At 44.4% G+C, this 19,180-nt stretch carries 27 protein-coding genes; 12 read left to right on the top strand and 15 right to left on the bottom strand.

Annotated features, from left to right (window positions below; all coding sequences use genetic code 11):
- Positions 1 to 51: 51 nt before the first annotated feature.
- Both VF06_RS15910 and VF06_RS15905 read right to left on the bottom strand, forming a co-directional pair.
- On the bottom strand, positions 52 to 372 hold the full coding sequence (locus tag VF06_RS15910; protein WP_099070406.1) for a hypothetical protein: 321 nt from the start codon (positions 370 to 372) through the stop codon (positions 52 to 54).
- Positions 373 to 389: 17 nt separating this feature from the next.
- Positions 390 to 1,202 carry a hypothetical protein gene (locus VF06_RS15905; protein WP_099070407.1) on the bottom strand — a complete coding sequence of 271 codons (813 nt, stop codon included), beginning with the start codon at positions 1,200 to 1,202 and terminating at the stop codon, positions 390 to 392.
- Between the two features lie 59 nt (positions 1,203 to 1,261).
- Here VF06_RS15905 and VF06_RS15900 point away from each other — a divergent pair, with 59 nt between their 5' ends.
- Together VF06_RS15900 and VF06_RS15895 are read left to right on the top strand one after the other, a co-directional pair.
- Positions 1,262 to 1,828 (top strand): hypothetical protein, encoded by a 567-nt coding sequence (locus VF06_RS15900; RefSeq protein WP_099070408.1) that lies wholly within the window; start codon positions 1,262 to 1,264, stop codon positions 1,826 to 1,828.
- A 2-nt stretch (positions 1,829 to 1,830) separates the two neighbouring features.
- The gene (locus tag VF06_RS15895) at positions 1,831 to 2,205 is read left to right on the top strand and encodes a hypothetical protein (protein WP_099070409.1); all 375 of its coding nucleotides are present in this window, start codon (positions 1,831 to 1,833) and stop codon (positions 2,203 to 2,205) included.
- A gap of 99 nt (positions 2,206 to 2,304) precedes the next feature.
- Here the strand turns inward: VF06_RS15895 and VF06_RS15890 are convergent, their stop codons facing one another.
- From VF06_RS15890 to VF06_RS15870, 5 genes are all read right to left on the bottom strand, one after another.
- Positions 2,305 to 2,517, bottom strand: a complete 213-nt coding sequence (locus VF06_RS15890; protein ID WP_099070410.1) for a hypothetical protein — start codon at positions 2,515 to 2,517, stop codon at positions 2,305 to 2,307.
- Positions 2,518 to 2,584: 67 nt separating this feature from the next.
- The gene (locus tag VF06_RS15885) at positions 2,585 to 4,072 is read right to left on the bottom strand and encodes a hypothetical protein (protein ID WP_099070411.1); all 1,488 of its coding nucleotides are present in this window, start codon (positions 4,070 to 4,072) and stop codon (positions 2,585 to 2,587) included.
- A gap of 73 nt (positions 4,073 to 4,145) precedes the next feature.
- Positions 4,146 to 4,820: a hypothetical protein gene (locus VF06_RS15880; protein ID WP_099070412.1), complete on the bottom strand. Its 675-nt coding sequence runs from the start codon at positions 4,818 to 4,820 to the stop codon at positions 4,146 to 4,148.
- A complete protein-coding gene (locus tag VF06_RS15875) occupies positions 4,817 to 5,281 on the bottom strand; it encodes a hypothetical protein (RefSeq protein ID WP_099070413.1) in 465 nt (154 codons plus the stop codon). The genes VF06_RS15880 and VF06_RS15875 overlap by 4 nt, the downstream gene beginning before the upstream one ends.
- Positions 5,271 to 5,462 carry a hypothetical protein gene (locus VF06_RS15870; protein WP_099070414.1) on the bottom strand — a complete coding sequence of 64 codons (192 nt, stop codon included), beginning with the start codon at positions 5,460 to 5,462 and terminating at the stop codon, positions 5,271 to 5,273. The genes VF06_RS15875 and VF06_RS15870 overlap by 11 nt, the downstream gene beginning before the upstream one ends.
- 2 nt (positions 5,463 to 5,464) lie before the next feature.
- Here VF06_RS15870 and VF06_RS40835 point away from each other — a divergent pair, with 2 nt between their 5' ends.
- The gene (locus tag VF06_RS40835) at positions 5,465 to 5,704 is read left to right on the top strand and encodes a hypothetical protein (protein ID WP_180267351.1); all 240 of its coding nucleotides are present in this window, start codon (positions 5,465 to 5,467) and stop codon (positions 5,702 to 5,704) included.
- Positions 5,705 to 5,803: 99 nt separating this feature from the next.
- Here VF06_RS40835 and VF06_RS15860 read toward each other — a convergent pair whose 3' ends face one another.
- The 4 genes from VF06_RS15860 to VF06_RS15845 are packed head-to-tail and all read right to left on the bottom strand — an operon-like array spanning position 5,804 to position 7,833.
- Positions 5,804 to 6,040 (bottom strand): hypothetical protein, encoded by a 237-nt coding sequence (locus tag VF06_RS15860; RefSeq protein ID WP_099070416.1) that lies wholly within the window; start codon positions 6,038 to 6,040, stop codon positions 5,804 to 5,806.
- Entirely contained in the window at positions 6,013 to 7,140 is a 1,128-nt protein-coding gene (locus tag VF06_RS15855) for a ParM/StbA family protein (RefSeq protein WP_099070417.1), read from the bottom strand. Before VF06_RS15855 ends, VF06_RS15860 begins: the two co-directional genes overlap by 28 nt.
- A gap of 60 nt (positions 7,141 to 7,200) precedes the next feature.
- Positions 7,201 to 7,557 (bottom strand): hypothetical protein, encoded by a 357-nt coding sequence (locus VF06_RS15850; protein ID WP_099070418.1) that lies wholly within the window; start codon positions 7,555 to 7,557, stop codon positions 7,201 to 7,203.
- 48 nt (positions 7,558 to 7,605) lie between these two features.
- A complete protein-coding gene (locus VF06_RS15845) occupies positions 7,606 to 7,833 on the bottom strand; it encodes a hypothetical protein (RefSeq protein WP_099070419.1) in 228 nt (75 codons plus the stop codon).
- A 287-nt stretch (positions 7,834 to 8,120) separates the two neighbouring features.
- Here VF06_RS15845 and VF06_RS43620 point away from each other — a divergent pair, with 287 nt between their 5' ends.
- Positions 8,121 to 8,471: a hypothetical protein gene (locus VF06_RS43620; RefSeq protein ID WP_244918045.1), complete on the top strand. Its 351-nt coding sequence runs from the start codon at positions 8,121 to 8,123 to the stop codon at positions 8,469 to 8,471.
- A 77-nt stretch (positions 8,472 to 8,548) separates the two neighbouring features.
- On the opposite strand, the gene VF06_RS15835 is transcribed toward VF06_RS43620, so the two are convergent.
- Both VF06_RS15835 and VF06_RS42065 read right to left on the bottom strand, forming a co-directional pair.
- Positions 8,549 to 8,863, bottom strand: coding sequence for a KGK domain-containing protein (locus VF06_RS15835; protein WP_099070420.1), 315 nt, complete (start codon positions 8,861 to 8,863; stop codon positions 8,549 to 8,551).
- The gene (locus tag VF06_RS42065) at positions 8,860 to 9,243 is read right to left on the bottom strand and encodes a hypothetical protein (protein WP_143874566.1); all 384 of its coding nucleotides are present in this window, start codon (positions 9,241 to 9,243) and stop codon (positions 8,860 to 8,862) included. Before VF06_RS42065 ends, VF06_RS15835 begins: the two co-directional genes overlap by 4 nt.
- Before the next feature lie 13 nt (positions 9,244 to 9,256).
- On the opposite strand from VF06_RS42065, the gene VF06_RS15825 reads away from it, so the two are divergent.
- From VF06_RS15825 to VF06_RS15795, 8 genes are all read left to right on the top strand, one after another.
- Positions 9,257 to 9,511: a hypothetical protein gene (locus VF06_RS15825; protein WP_099070422.1), complete on the top strand. Its 255-nt coding sequence runs from the start codon at positions 9,257 to 9,259 to the stop codon at positions 9,509 to 9,511.
- 13 nt (positions 9,512 to 9,524) lie between these two features.
- The gene (locus VF06_RS15820; RefSeq protein ID WP_099070423.1) at positions 9,525 to 9,785 is read left to right on the top strand and encodes a hypothetical protein; all 261 of its coding nucleotides are present in this window, start codon (positions 9,525 to 9,527) and stop codon (positions 9,783 to 9,785) included.
- Positions 9,763 to 10,056, top strand: a complete 294-nt coding sequence (locus VF06_RS15815) for a hypothetical protein (RefSeq protein WP_099070424.1) — start codon at positions 9,763 to 9,765, stop codon at positions 10,054 to 10,056. Before VF06_RS15820 ends, VF06_RS15815 begins: the two co-directional genes overlap by 23 nt.
- On the top strand, positions 10,037 to 10,321 hold the full coding sequence (locus VF06_RS15810) for a hypothetical protein (RefSeq protein WP_099070425.1): 285 nt from the start codon (positions 10,037 to 10,039) through the stop codon (positions 10,319 to 10,321). Before VF06_RS15815 ends, VF06_RS15810 begins: the two co-directional genes overlap by 20 nt.
- 78 nt (positions 10,322 to 10,399) lie before the next feature.
- Positions 10,400 to 13,810: a DUF3987 domain-containing protein gene (locus VF06_RS15805; protein WP_099070426.1), complete on the top strand. Its 3,411-nt coding sequence runs from the start codon at positions 10,400 to 10,402 to the stop codon at positions 13,808 to 13,810.
- Positions 13,794 to 14,135 (top strand): hypothetical protein, encoded by a 342-nt coding sequence (locus VF06_RS15800; RefSeq protein ID WP_099070427.1) that lies wholly within the window; start codon positions 13,794 to 13,796, stop codon positions 14,133 to 14,135. The genes VF06_RS15805 and VF06_RS15800 overlap by 17 nt, the downstream gene beginning before the upstream one ends.
- Positions 14,132 to 14,314, top strand: coding sequence for a hypothetical protein (locus VF06_RS39205; protein WP_143861754.1), 183 nt, complete (start codon positions 14,132 to 14,134; stop codon positions 14,312 to 14,314). Before VF06_RS15800 ends, VF06_RS39205 begins: the two co-directional genes overlap by 4 nt.
- A 4-nt stretch (positions 14,315 to 14,318) precedes the next feature.
- Positions 14,319 to 15,500, top strand: coding sequence for a tyrosine-type recombinase/integrase (locus VF06_RS15795; RefSeq protein ID WP_244918044.1), 1,182 nt, complete (start codon positions 14,319 to 14,321; stop codon positions 15,498 to 15,500).
- 55 nt (positions 15,501 to 15,555) lie between these two features.
- Here the strand turns inward: VF06_RS15795 and VF06_RS15790 are convergent, their stop codons facing one another.
- Positions 15,556 to 16,737: a M20 family metallopeptidase gene (locus VF06_RS15790; protein WP_099070429.1), complete on the bottom strand. Its 1,182-nt coding sequence runs from the start codon at positions 16,735 to 16,737 to the stop codon at positions 15,556 to 15,558.
- Positions 16,738 to 16,929: 192 nt separating this feature from the next.
- On the bottom strand, positions 16,930 to 18,960 hold the full coding sequence (locus tag VF06_RS15785; protein WP_099070436.1) for an FAD-dependent oxidoreductase: 2,031 nt from the start codon (positions 18,958 to 18,960) through the stop codon (positions 16,930 to 16,932).
- Positions 18,961 to 19,180: the final 220 nt, after the last annotated feature.

The following is a 19,180-nucleotide window of genomic DNA, read 5'->3' as shown; positions in this document are numbered from 1 at the left end:
CTCGCGGGTCATTTACTACCCCAATTAATCTGTCGTATTGTTCGTAGGGCATTAAGTAAACTCTCTAATTTCAACGGAACCAGTTCCAGAGGCTAATATGCCGTAGAAATGCCCTGTATAAATTTTATTTGTTGGCAGTTCGTAAAATCCGCCTGCGGGAATTGCAACCATATAATTTGTGGTCGTCAGTCCTGTAACTGCATCAATATAAACAGTCTGATTGAGAGTATTAAAAATAGTTAATCCTTTTCTATTCGTGTTTGCAGGAATAATTTCTGAGGCTGTTGTGGATAATGAATTTGTAACTTCGGTTGCTGTTGACGAACTGTCAACAGGAAAGTTAAAAGTAGCAGGTGGATTATATAACGGCATAGTAACCAACTAGTAGATTAAGTAGATTGTATGCCGATGATTTGAGACGTGCCAGAGGAAATTGCTGATATTTCCCCTAAATAAGCTACATCGTTAATAGAAAAGTCGTATGCTCCTCCAGGTTGTAGGGGGATTCCTTGATTTAAAAACGCAGTTGACCCCAAATTTAAATAAATTGGATTTGTGCCAACGTTAGTCAACAATACATATTTTCGAGTGGGTGTTGCTGGCACAACTATTGTATTTTGTTGTCCCACGGCTTTAGTGATAGGTGTTGAAGTAGTAACAGGGGGTATGTAATTGGCGTCTTCAACAACTATTTCTAAAACGTAACTGCCGTGAATTGTAATTAAGTCATTTCCTGTTAAGGAACCGTACCCCACATTTTTGATTTCTACTCCTACTCTGCCATTTTCCCCTAATTCCACTGCGAGGTTATCTGTTAAAAGGTCAAGTAGGTTGTAAATGCGGTAGGGATATCCGCTTGGATTTAATAAGCTGATTCCGCCTACTAAATGCCAGTCGGTTGTGTTATTGGAGATGTAAAGATTTAATTCAAGTCTTGGTGATTGCCATTCAACATCTAATACTTTATAGAGTCTTTCTGTTTCGCTGTCTTCAAGGGAGAGATTAGGTAAGTTGATTGGTGGTAGGCTTTGAATTCGAGCATAAGCTTTCAGATTTTTGATGAAGGCATTAGCAGAAAGTATTTGTCCGCCCCCAGTTATTCCAGTAAGAGAGTTAGTGATGATTGGAATTATTCCTGGAGGGGAATTAGAATCAATCTTTTTAACAATTGTTAAAACTTTGTTGTAGGTGACGACAGCCATATTAATTAGCAAAACAATAAGCTATTATATGTTGAAAATATTACTTTATCTTAGTAAAAATGCCAGTCTCTTTAACTAACATTATTGATAATGAACATCCTGGATATGTCTCTGGAAGATATTATCTAGGAACAGAAAAAGTCTCTGCTGATACCTCTTCAACTGGAGGATTAAGTACTAGTGGAATTACTTATGTTCCTTTCCCTATTCATAGTCCAATACAGCTATCACGTCTTGCTGTTTATTGTTCTAATAGTTCATCCAATGGAAATGCAATTATCGGAATTTATTCCAACCTTAATGGGCTGCCTGAAGATTTAGTGATTGATGGAGGGAATTTGATTATTACAACTCCAGGTGTCAAGGAAGCTATTACTTCTTATTCTGCGAAACGAGCTTGGTACTGGTTTGCCGGTATTACTTCTCAAGCTCCATATTTGTATTGTGGAGTAAGTTTTGTGGGAAATAACCATATTTTTGGACAAACTACGCCAAACTCAATTAACGTCAATTGTGCTTTAAGAAATGCAGGTGTTTATGCTTCTTTACCCGCAAAAGCTCCCAAAGATAATCTGTCTTTTATTACAGGTAATTTTTCTCCTTTATTTTGGTTTAAAGTAGCTTAATTATGAACATCCAAACTTTTTTGAATGGCGAACTAGTTGATGAGTCTGAAGTTGAAGGTTTTTCTTTTGCTCCTAATGTTTCGGGTTTTACAACTGCCATGCTTTTTAGTCAAAGTTATATGAAGTTAATCAATGAAGCTGGGGACAAAGATGCAAAAACAAGGTTAGAACTGCTTTCTGTAAGACTGGAATTGAAACCCCAAATTACTGTTGAGGATTTACAGATATTCAAACTAGTTTGGGACACCCTAGTTAGTTCTGTCTCCGATGGCATTTTGGGAGAAGAAGATAGGCAGGAGTATAACCAAATTGCAGAAGCCAACCACATGCCTTTTCGGTTTGGGGTGGATTTGAGAATGGAAATACTCGCACAGTGACAAAGTTGGCTAGGGCGAATATGCTGAAATAGCTTTTTACAGTTTTGACATCAATGAATCGCGATCGCCCCATCGTTCCAAAAAGGCGATCGCTCTTTCTCATTCATCCAACAATCGACGGGCAGAATTTAGCTGCTGTCCAATAGCGTCAAGCCTCTGTCTAATTTCAGCGTCATGTTCTGGGGTAGATTCCTCCAGCGCTGCTATGTCATCAAGCAGTAGATGGCAATCGCTTGTGGAATTCTGGAGAAGTGCCCAAAGTCGGGCATAGTCCCAAGCTGGGTCTGGAGTTGGGTATTGGGGAATAGTCATATTTTCTCCTGTCTAATTTCTGTCCGGTCGCCTGTCTATTCTGTCCCTTGGTATGTAAGGATTCTGTCTATTTCTGTCCGTTCTGTCCGCTGTCTGATTCTGTCCAATTCTGTCTGGTTTCGATGGTATTGGCGTCCACCCAGACAGACAGACTGTTCTCCACCAACTCGTTAAACAATCGCTTCAACTCTTCCGAACTAAAACGCTGTCCTTTTACTTTGAAGTTCGGTTGTACCTCCGCGATCGCTGCTTTAGTTTTGCCCGTGCGCTGAAGATATTGGAGCAGCGATTGAGCATTGGGTGTCAAAGATTGTGGTTCTGGTTCACTTGATTCAGAAACTATCAAACATCCTTGTAGTTTCTCTCTAGCATCGCGGTCATAGCCAGAGTAATTAGTGAGGGCTTGTAGCGGCAACCATTTATTAAATTGCCCGTAGTAGTAGCATCTATTAACAGGAGATTCATTGCATAAATCCTGGATATCTTCTGAAGGAAGTTTACGGTCTGGTGGCAACCATTTAGTCGAGGTTAAAGCCGTGTAGGTCGCCAAACTTTCGGCAGTAATTAGTGTTAGCGGCATAAATTGAGAACGCATCCCGCCGCTAATGCCAATATCTTCAGTATTTGGGTTCAATGCAATAATCCAAATATTCCATCCATCTGAATCCCCAACGCTAACCAAGCCTACAATTACAGATTTAAACCAACTGCCTTCACCATTATTTTTCATCAAAGTAGATAGAAAAGTTGCTTCATCTAAAATCAGCAACTTTTCACCAGCCAAATTTTGAAATTCTTTGATGGCTGCTTTGAACCATTCAATCACCGCAGATGGTTTTTGTTTCAGTGCCTTGGTGCGTTTTAAGATGTCTACTCTACTAGTAAAGTAACCAGTTTCTTTCTCATCTCCTTTGGGGTCAATGTAAAAAATAGTAGTATTTGGATGTTTGGTTTTAATCGCTTCCAGGGCGTTGCTAACTGTTAAGCCTTTACCGCTTCCTTGGGCCCCAATTATTAGATGATTGCGAATGCGCGAACTCATTGCCCCAATTAAATCATTTTCAGGACTGAGGGACTTGGGACTGATGGAGGTAATTACCCCGCGTACAGCGCTAGTTGCGCTTCCCACAAGTGCCGTAACTTTGTGGTTAACAGCCACGGCAGCGGTTTTTTGATTGGGTATCAGTGATTGGGCATCAGAGGTTGGGTTGTATCCCCGCTCAAGTGCCCACTGAATTTGGTTTATGCACTCCTCTAACCCAACTTGTTGAATGTAATCCTTGAGGTTGTTACCCTCTAGAAATGCCGCCACACAGCCATATTCTCTAATTGCCTCCTCAGCCGAGTTAATGGAATTAGTTTTTTTGAAAGAACGGTACAAAATGAGCGCTCCTGCTAGCGCCCCGGTCAGGGGAGAGACAACCGCCCCCAGCACCAAACCAACTACAATCGCCCCACCAACACTGAGATTGCTATCTTTTGAGTCAACTTGTTCGACTGCTAATTCTTGCCAGTCTTCAGGAGAGCGTTTTTTTTCAGGCCTGAAATTAGTCATAATTAATCATGCAAAAAAATACACGGGAGGGTATTCCCTCCCTGTTTTCTAAATTCAGCTATTTGGTTTGTTGTTATTTCAGATATCTGGTAGTTTCTGCCCACCAAAGCCCTATATTGAGCAAAATTTCAACGCAAAACATGGTGATTACCATTAATGCAACTGCACCCCAGTCAATCAAATGCAACTGTCCAGTTACCAGAACAAACAACAACTGACCGATATCGCCCCCAGGAATTGGGGGATAAGCAATGGTACAAAACACTGCATCAACTCCGTATGCAACTTTGGCGTAAGTTCTAGCTTTGCGGATTGATTGCAATGGAAGTAGGTTATGGAGCCGTTTTAGTTGAGCTACTAGCGGATCGTCTGTTTCCCTGACTTGATAAACTTCATCGCTGATAACTTCATCCAGGATATTTTTAATGTACTTTCGGTTATGTTTCAAAAGTATGGGCAAAATTTGGCACACTTGAATTACTGCCCAAATCAGTAAGCCTATACCCCAATGACTGATTAAACCGATAGCCTGAAGGAATTTTCCCAATAAAGGAATCGCATAGAAGCCCTGAATTAGGGTAGTATCAATTACTTTACTGGACAGAATTTTTACTACATAGGCGTAAGGGCCGATGTTTAGGTAACAAATCCACAGCCCTAAGCCGATTACACCCCACCAAGCAATTTTTAAAGCAGTTTTTGATGGGTTGAATTTGATTTTTTTCTTGCGCCCAAAAAATGAGGTCATTGGTAAGTGGCTCTCCGATTTTTTTCAAGGGCTTCTTTGATTAGCTGGCTGTTCCCTGTAAAAGCCTCAAGGGTAATGACTGGTTGAAATTTTCCATCACCGTCAAAATCTCGCGGTTCTAAAATCGCCGTGGTTCCGTATCCATCACAGACTACAGTGCCTTTGGGCAGTGGTTGTTTGGTGATGGGGTCGTAAACTGGCCTCCCTTGGGCTAGGGCTACCAATTGCCCTTTGTACAGGAGAACCAAACACCCGTTTTTGTAACGTTCGTCGGCGATCGCGGCTTGATTCTTTGCAGCTTGTTGGGTAGCACGCAACTGGTAATTCCTGGCTGTGGCTGTTTGCATCATTTCTCTAGCATTGCCAAGGGAGTTAAAAGTGCTGTTTACGTTGCCGTTGTTTAATAGTACGCTTGCACTTGTGCCGATTGTTAACAGTAGTGTTATGAAGTCAACTTTCATTGTCAACATCCTCAGTTAGGGGATTGACGGTGCTAACCCAGTGAACTTTCTCTTTGCTAGCTTGGGCTATCGAGAGTGCCTCTTGTGGGTCGTTGGTGGGAGTTACTTTGGTTAGTCCCGCGTCAGCACTCCCCTCGCAGACATAATACGTAGCCTTGGAGGTGGTTTTGTCGAGTGTCATTGGTGGAATTCCTTAAAAACTGGATTGAGGCAATTTCTAGACATCATCCAGTTGATGGCTGTCCCGGTGGTGGTAATGCCGCATTGCCTCGTTTACTATCTCTTGGTCTTCGGCAGAACGCCCGAAATTGGGTAAGTCGCCGTCGTCGCTGGCAACTATCTCAGATGTCTTTTCGGCAATTTCTTTGGGCACATTCGCCGAGAGCAACGCATCAAGGGATGCGTTGTAAATTCTTTCGTTAAATTTAGGCATTTGGTAAAATCCTTGTGTAGTCTACAGCGGCGTGGACACATCTCTTGGGATTGAGGCGATCGCCCAGGTACACAAAGCGATCGCCTTCATCACAAATTGCCCCGAATCATCTGGCTGAGTGCTTGTTTGTTGGGTTGCACTGGAGGTGTTACCTTAGGTGCTGGTACAGTCGTACTGGTGTTACCTGTGTTGTACTGAAAAATCAATTTCTCGATAGCGGCGGCAATCATGCGCGGTGATGAATCTGGGGAGATTCCCGCAATGCGGCAAGCTTCATCAGCTGCTAGTTTATTGATGGTTAAGCGGACTGCTTCCCGTTCTGGCATTGTTCTTTGGCTATTTCAGATAGGAGCTTCAACCCAGTGGCGTTGATGAATTGGGGATTGTTGGGGATGATAAAACCCAAAGATGCTAAGTTGTCGGCAACCACGGGTAAGCCCACGCCACCACCCCAGGCGACAAGGTATTTAGCTTGGTCGAGGTAATTGCCGGAGGATGCAAAGTTAGCAAATTTCTCAATCTTGCTAGACCACCACTCGTCAAGGCATCGGGCGTATTCGTCCTCGAATTTCTTCCCGGTTAGGGCGTTACCTCCATAGGTGAAGGTTTTTTCTACGATGCCTTTATTCACCAGGCTGGGGGAGTGTTTTACGTCTTTGGAAAGCAGACTCGCTCGGTCACTGCGTTTATCCATTGCTTCAGCGATCGCTTGGTGCAATTCCCCGCAGCCGCCCTCGATGAGATGCCGATCGATGACTGCGCCGTTGCCGTTAAAGACGGTGGCAATCAAAGTGCTAGAGCCAATATCTAGGGCGATCGCTGTTTCTGAAGGGTCGAGGGAGAGGGATGATTCACCGAATAAGCAGTGGGCGATACTCCCAAATCCTTCTGGGTAAACGCCTGTGACGATGATTTCTACTGTCTTTTTGACGATTTCACGGGTGATGGGGTGTTTGTGTTCAAAGCTGTGAACTCCCCCAACCCGGCGATTGATTTCGTCTCCCCATTTATCTGGGTTGTGACTGCTTAGTGCTAGCCAAAGGCGGGAATTGTCGGGGATGTTAGCAATGGCTAAGTCTGCAAGTATCCCTTCAAGGCTGAGTAAAGCTTTTTGGCTTTTGTCTTGGTGTAGCAGGGTGTGGTCGGCTTGGGCGATCGCCGCGGTGCCCCAAAAGAATTGCATGTCTTTGAGGTCGGAGCGACCGTCAACGTACCTCAACCATGCACCGTCTTTGCTGATGATTTCGTGATGCTGGATGCTGCGGTTGCGAACCAGGGAATAGGCAGCTGGTGAAACTATTGTGGTTTCGCCGTAGATGGCTTTACCATAGCCGGCACCTGGGTCTTTGCCACAAATGATGTTTGCAGTGTCCGCGATATCGGGTTGTGCTAGCCAATTTTTGGCTGAGAATGTTGATTGAGTCATGTTTTAGAGTTGGCGCGGTCAATTTTTGGCTGTTTGTTGGCTATCGCTTTTTACGTTTCTTTACATTGGTATGTGAGAAGACAACTGTGGTAACTCAGTCTCGAATGGGTCAACACCAGCAGCGGTTAGTGGGCAGATTGGCTCTGGTGGTTCTGCAACTAATTCCTCCAGGAGTCCGGCAGCGATGTCGGCTGCCAGGGCGATGAGGTCATCTTCTGCAAGCTTGTCGCACCAGGCGATTACTTCCTCTGGGATGTCGGTAAATCCCCATTCTTGGCGTTGATAGGCGACGGTGGTTTGTTCGCGCAGCGCTAGAAAAATTAGGCAGTTCAAGCCTATAACTTGTCTGCGGTCAAGGCTTCGTTCGATGTATGCAATGATATTTGACCTGTTAATGTCTGATAAAATGTTGCTCATTTTCTCCTCTCTTGAGTTATTGGTTTTTACTCAGTCCAGGGTGGCTTCTTACCCCCCTGGATTTTTAATTGCTTGAGCAGAAAGAAATGCCCACAACCGATCGGCGCTCTTGGCGTCTAGGGCGACGCCATGTTTGGGGTTATCTCCAAAATGCACAATCGCCTGTGCATTGTTCGTTTCAGATGGTGGTAAGTATTCAACAAAGGTCAATCGTTCTACGTTGATGATTATTTCGAGCCGTTTATTGGTTTGGAGATGGAGTAATTTGTTGTTCATTTCCCTCGGTTTAGATTTTTGGCATTTGCCCCACCCCGCGACGCTACGACTTATGGATGTTTGGCAATGAATTGAGAATTCAGAATTGAGAATTAACAAGGCACTCAGCGCTGGCAGGTCTTTCTTTGTTGCACTACGGGCGGCAGGCTGCCATCTCTGCTTGGTTTGGGAGTGATGATTGTTGAGCTAGCTTGCAAAATATATTGTTTGCGCGTACAACTAGATATAGTCTAGTACTACGCGCAATAAATGTAAAGATAGTATGCGTATACAATAAGGAGTAGTGCATGGGTACAATAAAAGATGAGAAAACCGTTACACGGTCAGAGGAAGCGAAACTTAAACCTGTCAGTCTCTCCAGAAGCGGTGGAGTTACTAGAAGAGAAAGCAAATCTGTTAGGAATCAGCAAAAGCGAGATAATCGAGCGGATCGCTCGCGATCAAGTATCTTCGGCCCCGGAACAGCAGTTACTGGGGGAGTCCTTGACAACCTGATAGACGAATACGACGATCAGGTGAAACTTAAAGAGAATGAAATTCAGCGTCTAAGTGACGAAGTAAATCGTCTTAAGTCCAGGGCCAAAGAATTTAGAGTACTTCGAGACGAACTTCAAAAACAATTTCAAGAAGCTTCATAACAGCCGTCCTACCTGCGGGTTAGGACGGCTTTTTCATGGATATGTCGCCTACTGTTGAGCAGGCGACGCATCTGTGACTACAAGCTCGACCTTAGATCATCAAGCGGTGAATTTAAGTCAGGCGGCGATGCTGTTGGGGTGTCAGGAATAAACTCCAATTTGAACCTGAGTCTTCCTTTTTGCCAGCCACTACTTTGTACCCGAAGTAACTCACATTCAACACCTTTATCTGAAAACCACTGAACTTTAGCGTTGAGGTAAGCACTTCCTTTGTTTTCCTGATTAGCAAACTCTCGGACTTTTTGTTTTAGTTCGCTGACCTTAAAAGTAGATGCCGTTCCAAAATTTGGATGGCTCATTGACAGAACATCGTTCTCATTCAAGTCACTCATTCGATTTTCTCTCTGGTTAACACAACATGGCGGCTCAAGTTCGCAGCTTGATCCGCCTTTCCTAAGTTTTCCCACCACCAATTACAGGAATAAAACCAATGATTAGAGCCAAATTCACCTGCCAACAAAATCTCCCAGATCGCGAAACCAAAACAGCAACAGTCATCCTCACCCCGGTCACAACGAACCCGCCCACTGAAGAGAACCTCACCTTCTGGAATGCAACCCCCGCCGGCAGAATAGAACTGCAAATCACCAACCCAGAGGCATCGGCTCAATTTGCTGTGGGCACAGACTATTACGTCGATTTCACCGCCGTCAGTTGATGAAGCGCGGTTTGCTCCTGGCGCGGGGCAAACCGCCCAATATCTAATCCCCAATACCTAACATCCAATGACTAATACCAAGCCGATCGCTAAAAGCAAAGACCCAACCCAAGAGCGACTTAAGAAGCTAGAAAGCACAGTTAACGCTTTACACCATCATTTGCTATGCACCTTGGAGCTAACTTACATTTTGGCCGCGGAGCTAGCAGCGTCCAAAGGGTGCAAACAATCAGACGATGCCACCTGTACGAGAATCCTCGCCGAATACAACACCCTCAAAGGACTAAATCCAATTGACCAGAGTTTTCACAAGCTGAAATAGTGGACGGTTTCTAATGCCAGAATCACCAGAATTTGAAGAACTAATCAAAAAGACCGACGCCCAAATGGCGCGATTGGGCTGGACAACAGAACAAGGGCGAGAACTTTTGGTGAGGTTCTATGGCAAGCGCTCTCGCTGGCTCCTCACCCTAGACCAACTAGATAACTTTCTTTTGTATCTCGAACTATCCAAGCCTGACGAATACCCCATGCCCAATGCCCCACACCCAACACCTAAAGTCGAACGAAAACATGACACCAGAAGAAGAAATTAGAGCAGCAATTATCGTCACCCCAGAGATGATTGCATTTGTATCCGCCCAGATAAACTATGCAGCTGAACAGCTCGGCAAACAATCATCTAATTTTGTGGAATTTGTTCACTCAATAGACCCCAGGCTGAAAAGACACGAGGCAATGTTGCTGACCGCAGCCTTTTTAGAAAACTTGCCTGGGCTTTGCCAAGACAGCCCCGAAGTCATCAACTCTTTGAGGCATAATGCCGATTTTTTAATCAAAGGGCGGAATGAAAAAACTCAAAACTAAACTCATACTCATCCGCTTTTGGCTGTGGGCTGCAACGCATTCCCCACGCTTTAGTGAATTTGAAATATCGCTAGATCCAGCACCAATAACACTGAGTATTGTCCACTTAGTTGATGATAGTGATTTACTGACAATTCAACTTTCTCTGAATAAGCCAAAATTGTGGATTTACTATCCCTGGAGTGTGTTTGTGCAGTTCCTTAACAGCAAAAAAGATGCAGGTGAAATTATCGACCCTAGCATCTTTAATAACATTCCATTTTGAAAAAAAACAAAAACCCAAAATGCGTGGTAAATCTAGCATTTTGGGGATTCTAGCATCTTTTAATAGAGGTAAGCAATCATGTTAAGCTCATTTACCCCAGGAATCCCTGACAAAAATCAAATTGACAGACAATTATCTGCCCTTGGTTACAAGAAAGGTGACACCGTTTATTTACGAGCCTTTTTACCTGCAAACCATCCAAACAAGCAAAACGATAAAGGCAGAAAAGACTCCTTCAATAACTCAAGCGAACTAACAAAAACTGTCACAAAATGGCAACAGCAGGGTTTAGGAATATATCTGGTGATCAACGGCGGCGGTCATACAGATAGTGAAGTGACATCATGTCGCGCTATTTTCTACGAACATGACAATTTAGATAAAGAACTACAAATCAATTTGTGGCAATCTTTAAACTTACCAACGCCAACATTTCAAATAGACACAGGTGGTAAATCAATCCACAGTTATTGGGTGTTTGCACAACCGGTACAATCCGATAAATGGCGGATTTTACAAACTGATTTATTAGACTACGCTGATGCTGATAGAAGTCTAAAAAACCCCTCTAGAGTTATGAGACTCGCGGGATGCTTACATGCCAGCGGTCAACAATCAAAAATTATTTCTGATTCAGGTCAAACTTACACTTTTTCAGAATTGAGAAACGTTATCCCCAGAAAAATAGCAGCTACTACAACACCAGTACTACCGCTTTTATTAACCGACGACGTACCACTTTACCAGTGCCTAAGCAAAGATGACCGAATACTAATTGACTCAGGACAAGCACAGGGAGGGCGGAACAGTGCCGGGGCCAAACTCGCTCGCAACCTCATTGGCACAGCAGCCAGATTAACCCACCTTGGGCACAGATACAGCGGCGACGCACGCTTACTATTTGATGGCTATTGCTCAAACTGTTCTCCGCCAATAGATACCAGAGAAGCTGATTCAATTTGGAAATCTGCCCAAAAAGATAACCCCACAGCCACACTTTCAGATGACGCCCTAGAGAACTGTATTAAAGCATGGCAGCGACAACAGCACCCTGAAACTCACAACAGAGTATCCATCAAAGCATCTGAAAAATCATCCCAAAATCCACTAATCAGTACAGTTCAAGCATTAATTGATAAGGACTTACGAAAATTTGAATTAGAGGCATTGCTCCCAGAAGTAGCCGAACAAACCGGTCGAAACAGCAACGATATTCGCCGAGTTTACTTTGCACTGAAAAAAGAACACGAAAACACCGAAGAAAGGCAAGAAGCTTCTAAACAAATTCCGAAATTATTAGAAGCCCAGCAAGCAAGAATAGATCCGTTTTCTATCTTTTGGGGTGACGGTGGTAAATTCGCCCAAGTCTTAACAGACGTTGCCCTCTCAATGCCAACTAGCCCAGAAAATCTGATTACTACCTTGATTCCAGCCGTTGGTAGCCGGATGGGCACAGCAGCCCGAATCATCATCAACCCAGCTTCTAACTATACTCAACCTGCAATTTTTTGGTCGTGCGTTGTCGCCCCAACCGGTCGATTGAAAACTCCAGCCCAGGAAGTAATAATTTCCCCGTTAATGCAATTAGAAGCCGAGCAGTATCAATGGGCGGAGGCACTCAAAGAAGAGTATGAAAGCGACTTAAAAATTTATAAAAAAAATTCTAGTGACACTGAACCACCAATAAAACCACCGCCACGCAAGCGGTTCATCGTGGGCGGTGCGACAGCAGAAACCAGAATCAAGATACATACCGAAAATCCCAGAGGATTATTAAATTACCGTGACGAGTGGTCGTCATTCATCAATGGCCGCAACAAATATCGCAACGGTAAGGGAGACGACTTAGAACTAGACTTGAGCGAGTTTAACGGTGCAGGTATTTTCAAGGACACTACCAGCGACAACTTATTTATTGAGCGGAGTGCCATCAGCCGAACTGGGAACACACAGCCAGAAACCCTGCAAAAGTTCCTCGCCCAACAAGATTTTGAGGACTACACAGGAGAATTTGCCCGCTGGTTATTCTGCTTAGTTCCTGGGGATATTGCTTACATTGACTTATTCAAGGGTCATGACGATGCAGGAAGTCTTTTACAGGCAATGCTTACCAACTTGTACCTCCAAGTTGACAGGCTGCCGAAAAAAGACTATTTCCTCACCGATGATGCCAAAAGGATATTCCAGGAATACCACCGCCGACTGACTGATGCTGAGATCGAAGAAAATCACCCAGGACTGCGGGCCACTTACCCCAAATTAAAAAGTTACCTAGCTCGACTAGCTTTGTGGCTACACATTGTCAACGCTGCTTTGGCCCATTGCGAACCAGAGTCAATGATTAGCGTCCAAACCATGCACGTCGCCTGTCAGTTGACTTCTTTCTATCTGGCACAAGCCCAAATTTTGTACAAAGGCAGCAATCATCAAATCACAGGTAACCTGCTCAAGATTAAGGAGTATATCGAAAAACGAGATGGTGTCACAGCTAGAGAAATTAAAGCGGGTGTGTTCTCTTTGAGACAAACGCCTACATCTGAAGTGTTGAGTAGTTGTATGTGCTTAAAAGAACAAGGCTTAGTCTTTTTTGATGGCAAAAAATTCTATTCTTGTGCAAAAAACATCAACACTTTGTCTAAAAGCCTTGCTACACAAGCTGTTGAGGGTGTTGATCTCGGATCAACAAAGATCAACACTTTTGAAAAATTCCAAGTCCAAAACCTTGCTACACAAGCTGTTGAGGGTGTTGATCTAAGATCAACAGTTGATCAACACCGGATCAACACTTCATCAACAGTCCTAGAAAAAGATAAAACTGTTGATCTTGTTGATCAACAGTTGATCCAAGATCAACAAAAAGATCAACACCTTCAAACGCAATCAGGACAAGAGTTACAGGTTTTTACTGTTGATGAGGTGTTGATCTCGGATCAACACCCTCAACATCAGTCAGGGCAAGGCTTTCAGCATTCAAAATGTGATTTTGTTGATCAAATTCCTAAAATAGATATTTCTGAATGTCAAAATTCTGACATTGCCTTACGCAAGTCTGTTGAGGTCGTTGAAAACAGCGATCGCACTTTGGTGACGGTGGAAGGTAAATTGGGTAAAAGCACGGTGATTATCGCAGTAAAAAGACGCTTCAAAAGATACATAGAGGTTGTAGCTAATTACGTGTTTGCTGACGGCAGTACCGATTTGCAGCAATTCCACCCAGAGGATTTAGCAGAGGCGGAGGCGATCGCCAAACTGCAAATTCAAGCCTGGGAATCAGCCAAGCTGCCAAATGATTCGCCAACCAGCTATCGAGTCCGACAGCTCGGAGATGAAGGTTTTATTTGGGTTGAAGATTGCCAACTAGTGGAAATTCCCAAGCCACCGTTTATGAATTTCTACGTTTTCACTTCCCCCGCCGGAGACTCGCTAAGAGTTCGAGGGGCAGATGATTTTGAAATTATGCAGGTAAAAGGTAATGAAAGTAAGAGTTAAACAAGATTGCGGCAAAAGTTGTCCAGGTGACCACATTACTCGTTACTACAAGCGAGGGCAAGTTATCCGTATGGATTTTGAAGCCAGTCATTATCCTGGCAAGCCCTACACCAAAGGAACTCTCGGCTGGATGAGCGAGCGCGAAAAGCAAGGCACTGAAGATCCGGTGCATCAAAGATGGGCTTTTTGGAGCAACAGCGACATTGACTTTGCCCTCATCTTTGGGCCAGAAGATATTGACACGCTCTACCTGAGCGTCTCGGAACGCAACCAGCTTCCACCCGAAACCATCAACAGTGCAACTTTTGAGATAGTCGTCGAATGAGCAATAACCACGACAATCAACAAGAACCGGAAGTACGGATAGTGGGGCTATTTTGTCCCCACTGCGGTAGCGTCAATACCTGTTTTTATTGGGACGAACGCAATCAAACCTACTCATACAAATGCCGTAGCTGCGGGTATTTCTTTAGCCGTTCAAGTAGCGATGATGAATTCTTCTAAAAAAATGAATTCCGACAAGTGGATTAGCGTCGATAAACGCTCGAATAAACTAGTAATTCGCTTTTGGGTAAAAGGCAAGCAATTTTTTATTGCTACAGGCCTAGTTGACAATCCCAAAAATCGCTCTAGAGTGCAGATTAAGCGAGATTTGATAGCAGACGATATCGCCTTAGAAAGATTCGACCCAACACTTAAAAGCTATCAATTTGACCCGACTCGCAACAGTTTAATCAAAACCCCTAATTCCAGTTATGAGTTTGATTTGGCTGAACTTTGGCAACGGTTTACTGAATTTAAAAAGTCTTTACTGGAACCAACTACTATTCTCAGTAGCTACCGGGCTGTAGCGAGATACATTGCCAAGTTACCTACCAAATCGTTAGCCGATGCTCCCCAAATTAGAGATTGGCTATTGAAAAATAGTACCCACGGTATGACATGGGAAATGCTTTGGCGATTTAGTGAGTGCTGTAACTGGGCTATAGACTCAGGACTAATTACTCACAACCCCTTTGAAAAGCTCAAAATCAAAAAACCCAAAAAAACTTCTCTTGATGTTGACCACCGCGCCTACACTTTAGAGCAGCGCGACCAAATTATCACTGCTTTTGAAACCCACCGGGTACACGCTCATTATGCCGACTTGGTGAAATTTCTATTTTGGACTGGCATGAGATTGGGCGAGGCTTTTGCCCTGACCTGGGGAGATGTGCAAAATGATTGCACCAGGATTTCGATTAACAAGTCTTGTAACCTCTACAGAATCAAAAAAGGCACTAAAAACGGTAAGCGCCGGGTTTTCCCCACCGTTCCAGGATCTAAACTTCAGAAATTACTAATTTCCATGCGCCCCGCGCCTGGGGAGTACAACCCAAATGAGTTGGTTTTTCGCTCCAAAACAGGCTGCCCCATCAATACAGACATCGTGCAAAATTTTTGGAATGGGGTATCGGTGAAACCTGGCGATCGCAAATATTTTTATCCAGGGGTGGTGCGGGAATTAGAAGCATTAGGGAAACTCCCCTACCTCAAACCCTACGCCACCCGGCATACATTTGCCACCTGGGCCATTGCTTCAGGGGTAACACCAGACCGCGTGGCGTTGTGGATTGGGGATGAAGTTTCAACTGTGTTGCGGTGTTACTGTCACCCAAACGTAGTAGATTCAGAATGTCCTGATTTTTGATGCTACTTGATTACTGCTAGCCAATTGCAACTCGAAACGCTTGTTTTTCAAGGGTTTACCCTTTTTGCCAATATTTATAAGCTGCATAAGCCATAGTCACAACCCCGGTGAGAATCGCAGACTCATCAACTTCAAATTGGGGATGGTGTAGTGGGTGGTTAATAATTCTTTCTTTGTAGCCCACACCCAAACGAAACATTGAGCCAGGGGCGTGTTCTAAATACGTGGAAAAATCTTCAGCACCCAAGGATGGTTCGGGTAAGACTTGGACGCGATCGCTACTCCAAGCTTCTTCTGCCGCTGATTGTAACAATTGTGTCAAAGTATAATCATTTTGGACGCTGGGTATACCCTGACAATAATTAACTTGATAGCTTGCTCCATAAGCATGGCAGACGCTAGCTACAATATTTTCGATCCAATTTGGCAGATGGGCACGGGTTTCAGGATGAAGCGATCGCACCGTTCCCAATAACTGTACTTTATCAGCAATCACATTGGGCGCTCTACCGCCATTAATCTTACCAATGCTCAATACCACAGGACGCAAGGGATTTTGTGTGCGGCTAATGGCTTGTTGCAATGCACTAATTACTTGAGCTGCAACCCAAATGGCATCAATCGCTTCATGGGGACGCGCCCCATGTCCAGATTCACCAATAATCAAAATTTCTAAATCATCAGCCGCCGCAGTCAAGGCCCCATAACGTACTCCAATGGAACCTGCTGGTATAGAAGGAAAAACATGAACCCCTAATATAGCTGAGACATTTTCCATCGCCCCATCTTTCACCATCCAGCTTGCACCTTGGGCAATTTCCTCGGCTGGCTGGAATAAAAACCGCACTTTACCACCCAATTCTTCTGCTATTTGGGCAAGTATCATTGCCGTTCCTAATCCCACTGTGGTGTGGACATCGTGACCGCAAGCGTGCATCACACCAGCTGCGTAAGAGGCATATTCCAAATCAGTGGCTTCTTGAATTGGCAAAGCATCCATATCGGTACGAATTGCCAAAAAACCATCGCTTTGGTGACTATTTTGCACTTCGCCGATAACGCCTGTTTTACCGACCCCTTCTTGGACATGCAAACCACTGGAAGATAAAACACCAGCTACAAAGGCAGCTGTTTTGTATTCCTGACCGCTGAGTTCTGGGTGCGAGTGAATGTGGCGGCGAATTTCAATTAAGCGAGGTGCTAGTTTCGTTGCTAAGTCTTTAATACGAGTAAGCATCGATATCAATTTATCTACAGGCTTGCTTCCATGATAAAGAATTGTTAACAAACAGACCCGAAAATAAAAAACTCCACCCACAAGGGGATCGAGTTTTTAGACATGGGGAATGGGGCGTGGGAAGAGACAAGGGAGACAAGGGAGACAAGGACAACAGTCAACAGTCAACAATAGTTATGCTTTTTGACCGTTCTATCGCCAATCTTCCCAGTTTTGGTTAAAAATCGATGTATCGGGGAAGGCAGTAGGGTTACCATTTTTCTGTAATAAGCGTTTGAGTGCTTCCAGCTGTGGTTCTGGTTTGGGTAAGTCGTCCACTAGTTGGTAAGGGGCGATGGCATTTTTGATGGCAAAGCTAGCAACGGTTCCCGCAGCTGCGCCAGCCGACCATTCAAAGGAATGTACTCGATAAGCAGCAGCAGCAATGTGGCTAGTTCCAATACTTTTACCTCCTACGAGCAAATTGTCGATTTTCTGGGGAATCATTGCTCTCAGGGCGATTTGAAAGGGGTAAGCTTGACCAGCACCGCGTCTTTCACCTGCACGTTCTGTGTTACCAGGGGCTTCTGGGGGACTGTTGGTCATGCAAGGATGGAAATCTATGGCGTAGTGACCAATACCCACCGCGTCCGGGAAGATGGTAGAACGAGTCCGGCGCATGACTTTGTCCGGTGAAATTTCTCCCGCAATGACAGATGTTGCTTCTAATCCTGCAAGTGCAGCTGTTAATTGCCGATACATATCTGCTGGCAGGGTCTTGCGGTAATATTCATCATTGTAATTTCGCCGAGAAATATCAATTTCCCAAATAGCAAAACCTCCTGGTTGTCCCCAACTAGGGCGGCCAATGATGCGGCGTCCTTCTCGCATGTATGGATATTTCGATAAACCGTGTACTGTTCCCATTGGCGAATTTAACCCGGCCACAAAACGGTTATTAGTTCGCGGCTGCTTCACACCTTCCCCTAATTGTGAATCTGTAGTTCCAGCTACCAACCAATAATAATAAGAAAGGGCATTTTCTTCACCTCTGCGGAGGCTTTCTGTCCGCAGTCCTCCCATCCAACCACCAGGCTGCAACTGCCCAGTACCTTGTAACTGTTGGCGAGTATAAATTAAGTTATCCTTGGCTGTTCCGGGGCGATAGTCGTTACCCCAAGTCCAGTTTTGCATGGATATATCCCCTGGTGTTGCCGCATTAAAACTTACACCACCGAATTTTGTCGGTTGTCCTTTATTGGGACTCCAGATGCGACGGTAGGTGAAAACTAAGTCAAAATTAGCCAGTCGTGTTAACTCATAGCTAAAATATGGTGAATATTGTAAATAAAATGGCGGCATTGTTTGGGGTTGCGGTTCCTTAGTTGCCTCCATTGCAAAGGTGTAGGTAAAGCCTTGAGTGCAATAAGGATCGTTGGTGGTGCTGGAAGCAGAAGGTTCCAGGTAAGAACGGGCATCAATGCCTAAGCGATAGGGAACATCAGCAAGGGCGATAATTTCCCCAGTTTCGCTAGCGTCTATAACATACCACTTGGGAGCATCTCCCTTAGTTTGTTTGGGAATGAAGCGAAGAATAGTTTTGGTAAATCGAGAAGAGTTATCGTAGCGGTAGGCGTCTTCAATGACTTGAGATAAAGTAAAGGTATTAAGGGGTGGTGCGCCTTTGGGTGGTTGATGTTGGATAGCGATCGCACCATTAATTAATTTACCATCAGCATTAATTTCTAAATCCTTGATTACCGTGTTGGGAAACCATTGCAGCTTGCCTTTGCCCTGCTTTTCAGCATCTTTGAGCATCTGAACCAAAATGCTGTGGGCATCGCGGGGAAGAAAACAAGAGTCACTAACCCAGCAATCACCAGGATTGAGTTTACCGTATTTACGCTCAATGCGGTTTCGTAATTCCAGATAACCGCGAGAATAGAATTGCTTTGCCCGTTGAGTTGGGCGTTCATCTAATGCAGATGTTCCTTGGGCAGAAATTTGTCCCCCCAGCCAGTCGGTAATTTCAGTTAGACAAACTGTTCGTCCTGCGAGTAACCCCTCATAAGCCGTAGCAACACCAGATAGTCCGCCACCCACAACTAAAATATCGCAATTGACACTTTTATCTGGGCTTCTCGGTGGTGTTGCCTTTGCCCCATCTGGTGCAACCAAGCTAGATACTAAATTCAGACCGAACAGCAATGTCAACCCATAAGCTAGTTTGTGTTTACATTTCATCGTTAAGTAAATTCCTTCAAAATCCTCTGTCATCTTGTAGACGGTAGCATCCAAGAAATGTAGATCACAAGTCTATTTTGGGGCGTGGGGAGATGTAGCTTTAGCTTCTGTTTCAGAGACGCTACCGCGAACCCGCAGGGAGGGGGACAAGGTAGCACAGAAGTGGGGAAAAGGGTAAGGGGTAAGGGGTAAAGGGCAAATAAAAACCCTTTTCCCTTTA

Origin of the sequence: Nostoc linckia z4 (assembly GCF_002608075.1) — a bacterium.
Classification (GTDB): domain Bacteria; phylum Cyanobacteriota; class Cyanobacteriia; order Cyanobacteriales; family Nostocaceae; genus Nostoc; species Nostoc linckia.
This window is presented reverse-complemented; position numbering and strand designations above follow the sequence as displayed.

Excerpts from the sequence above, each read along its gene's own strand:
- VF06_RS15910 (WP_099070406.1), bottom strand. The coding sequence starts at position 372 with ATGCCGTTATATAATCCACCTGCTACTTTTAACTTTCCTGTTGACAGT.
- VF06_RS15905 (WP_099070407.1), bottom strand. The coding sequence starts at position 1,202 with ATGGCTGTCGTCACCTACAACAAAGTTTTAACAATTGTTAAAAAGATT.
- VF06_RS15900 (WP_099070408.1), top strand. The coding sequence starts at position 1,262 with ATGCCAGTCTCTTTAACTAACATTATTGATAATGAACATCCTGGATAT.
- VF06_RS15895 (WP_099070409.1), top strand. The coding sequence starts at position 1,831 with ATGAACATCCAAACTTTTTTGAATGGCGAACTAGTTGATGAGTCTGAA.
- VF06_RS15890 (WP_099070410.1), bottom strand. The coding sequence starts at position 2,517 with ATGACTATTCCCCAATACCCAACTCCAGACCCAGCTTGGGACTATGCC.
- VF06_RS15885 (WP_099070411.1), bottom strand. The coding sequence starts at position 4,072 with ATGACTAATTTCAGGCCTGAAAAAAAACGCTCTCCTGAAGACTGGCAA.
- VF06_RS15880 (WP_099070412.1), bottom strand. The coding sequence starts at position 4,820 with ATGACCTCATTTTTTGGGCGCAAGAAAAAAATCAAATTCAACCCATCA.
- VF06_RS15875 (WP_099070413.1), bottom strand. The coding sequence starts at position 5,281 with ATGAAAGTTGACTTCATAACACTACTGTTAACAATCGGCACAAGTGCA.
- VF06_RS15870 (WP_099070414.1), bottom strand. The coding sequence starts at position 5,462 with ATGACACTCGACAAAACCACCTCCAAGGCTACGTATTATGTCTGCGAG.
- VF06_RS15860 (WP_099070416.1), bottom strand. The coding sequence starts at position 6,040 with ATGCCAGAACGGGAAGCAGTCCGCTTAACCATCAATAAACTAGCAGCT.
- VF06_RS15855 (WP_099070417.1), bottom strand. The coding sequence starts at position 7,140 with ATGACTCAATCAACATTCTCAGCCAAAAATTGGCTAGCACAACCCGAT.
- VF06_RS15850 (WP_099070418.1), bottom strand. The coding sequence starts at position 7,557 with ATGAGCAACATTTTATCAGACATTAACAGGTCAAATATCATTGCATAC.
- VF06_RS15845 (WP_099070419.1), bottom strand. The coding sequence starts at position 7,833 with ATGAACAACAAATTACTCCATCTCCAAACCAATAAACGGCTCGAAATA.
- VF06_RS43620 (WP_244918045.1), top strand. The coding sequence starts at position 8,121 with ATGGGTACAATAAAAGATGAGAAAACCGTTACACGGTCAGAGGAAGCG.
- VF06_RS15835 (WP_099070420.1), bottom strand. The coding sequence starts at position 8,863 with ATGAGTGACTTGAATGAGAACGATGTTCTGTCAATGAGCCATCCAAAT.
- VF06_RS15825 (WP_099070422.1), top strand. The coding sequence starts at position 9,257 with ATGACTAATACCAAGCCGATCGCTAAAAGCAAAGACCCAACCCAAGAG.
- VF06_RS15820 (WP_099070423.1), top strand. The coding sequence starts at position 9,525 with ATGCCAGAATCACCAGAATTTGAAGAACTAATCAAAAAGACCGACGCC.
- VF06_RS15815 (WP_099070424.1), top strand. The coding sequence starts at position 9,763 with ATGACACCAGAAGAAGAAATTAGAGCAGCAATTATCGTCACCCCAGAG.
- VF06_RS15810 (WP_099070425.1), top strand. The coding sequence starts at position 10,037 with ATGAAAAAACTCAAAACTAAACTCATACTCATCCGCTTTTGGCTGTGG.
- VF06_RS15805 (WP_099070426.1), top strand. The coding sequence starts at position 10,400 with ATGTTAAGCTCATTTACCCCAGGAATCCCTGACAAAAATCAAATTGAC.
- VF06_RS15800 (WP_099070427.1), top strand. The coding sequence starts at position 13,794 with ATGAAAGTAAGAGTTAAACAAGATTGCGGCAAAAGTTGTCCAGGTGAC.
- VF06_RS39205 (WP_143861754.1), top strand. The coding sequence starts at position 14,132 with ATGAGCAATAACCACGACAATCAACAAGAACCGGAAGTACGGATAGTG.
- VF06_RS15795 (WP_244918044.1), top strand. The coding sequence starts at position 14,319 with ATGAATTCCGACAAGTGGATTAGCGTCGATAAACGCTCGAATAAACTA.
- VF06_RS15790 (WP_099070429.1), bottom strand. The coding sequence starts at position 16,737 with ATGCTTACTCGTATTAAAGACTTAGCAACGAAACTAGCACCTCGCTTA.
- VF06_RS15785 (WP_099070436.1), bottom strand. The coding sequence starts at position 18,960 with ATGAAATGTAAACACAAACTAGCTTATGGGTTGACATTGCTGTTCGGT.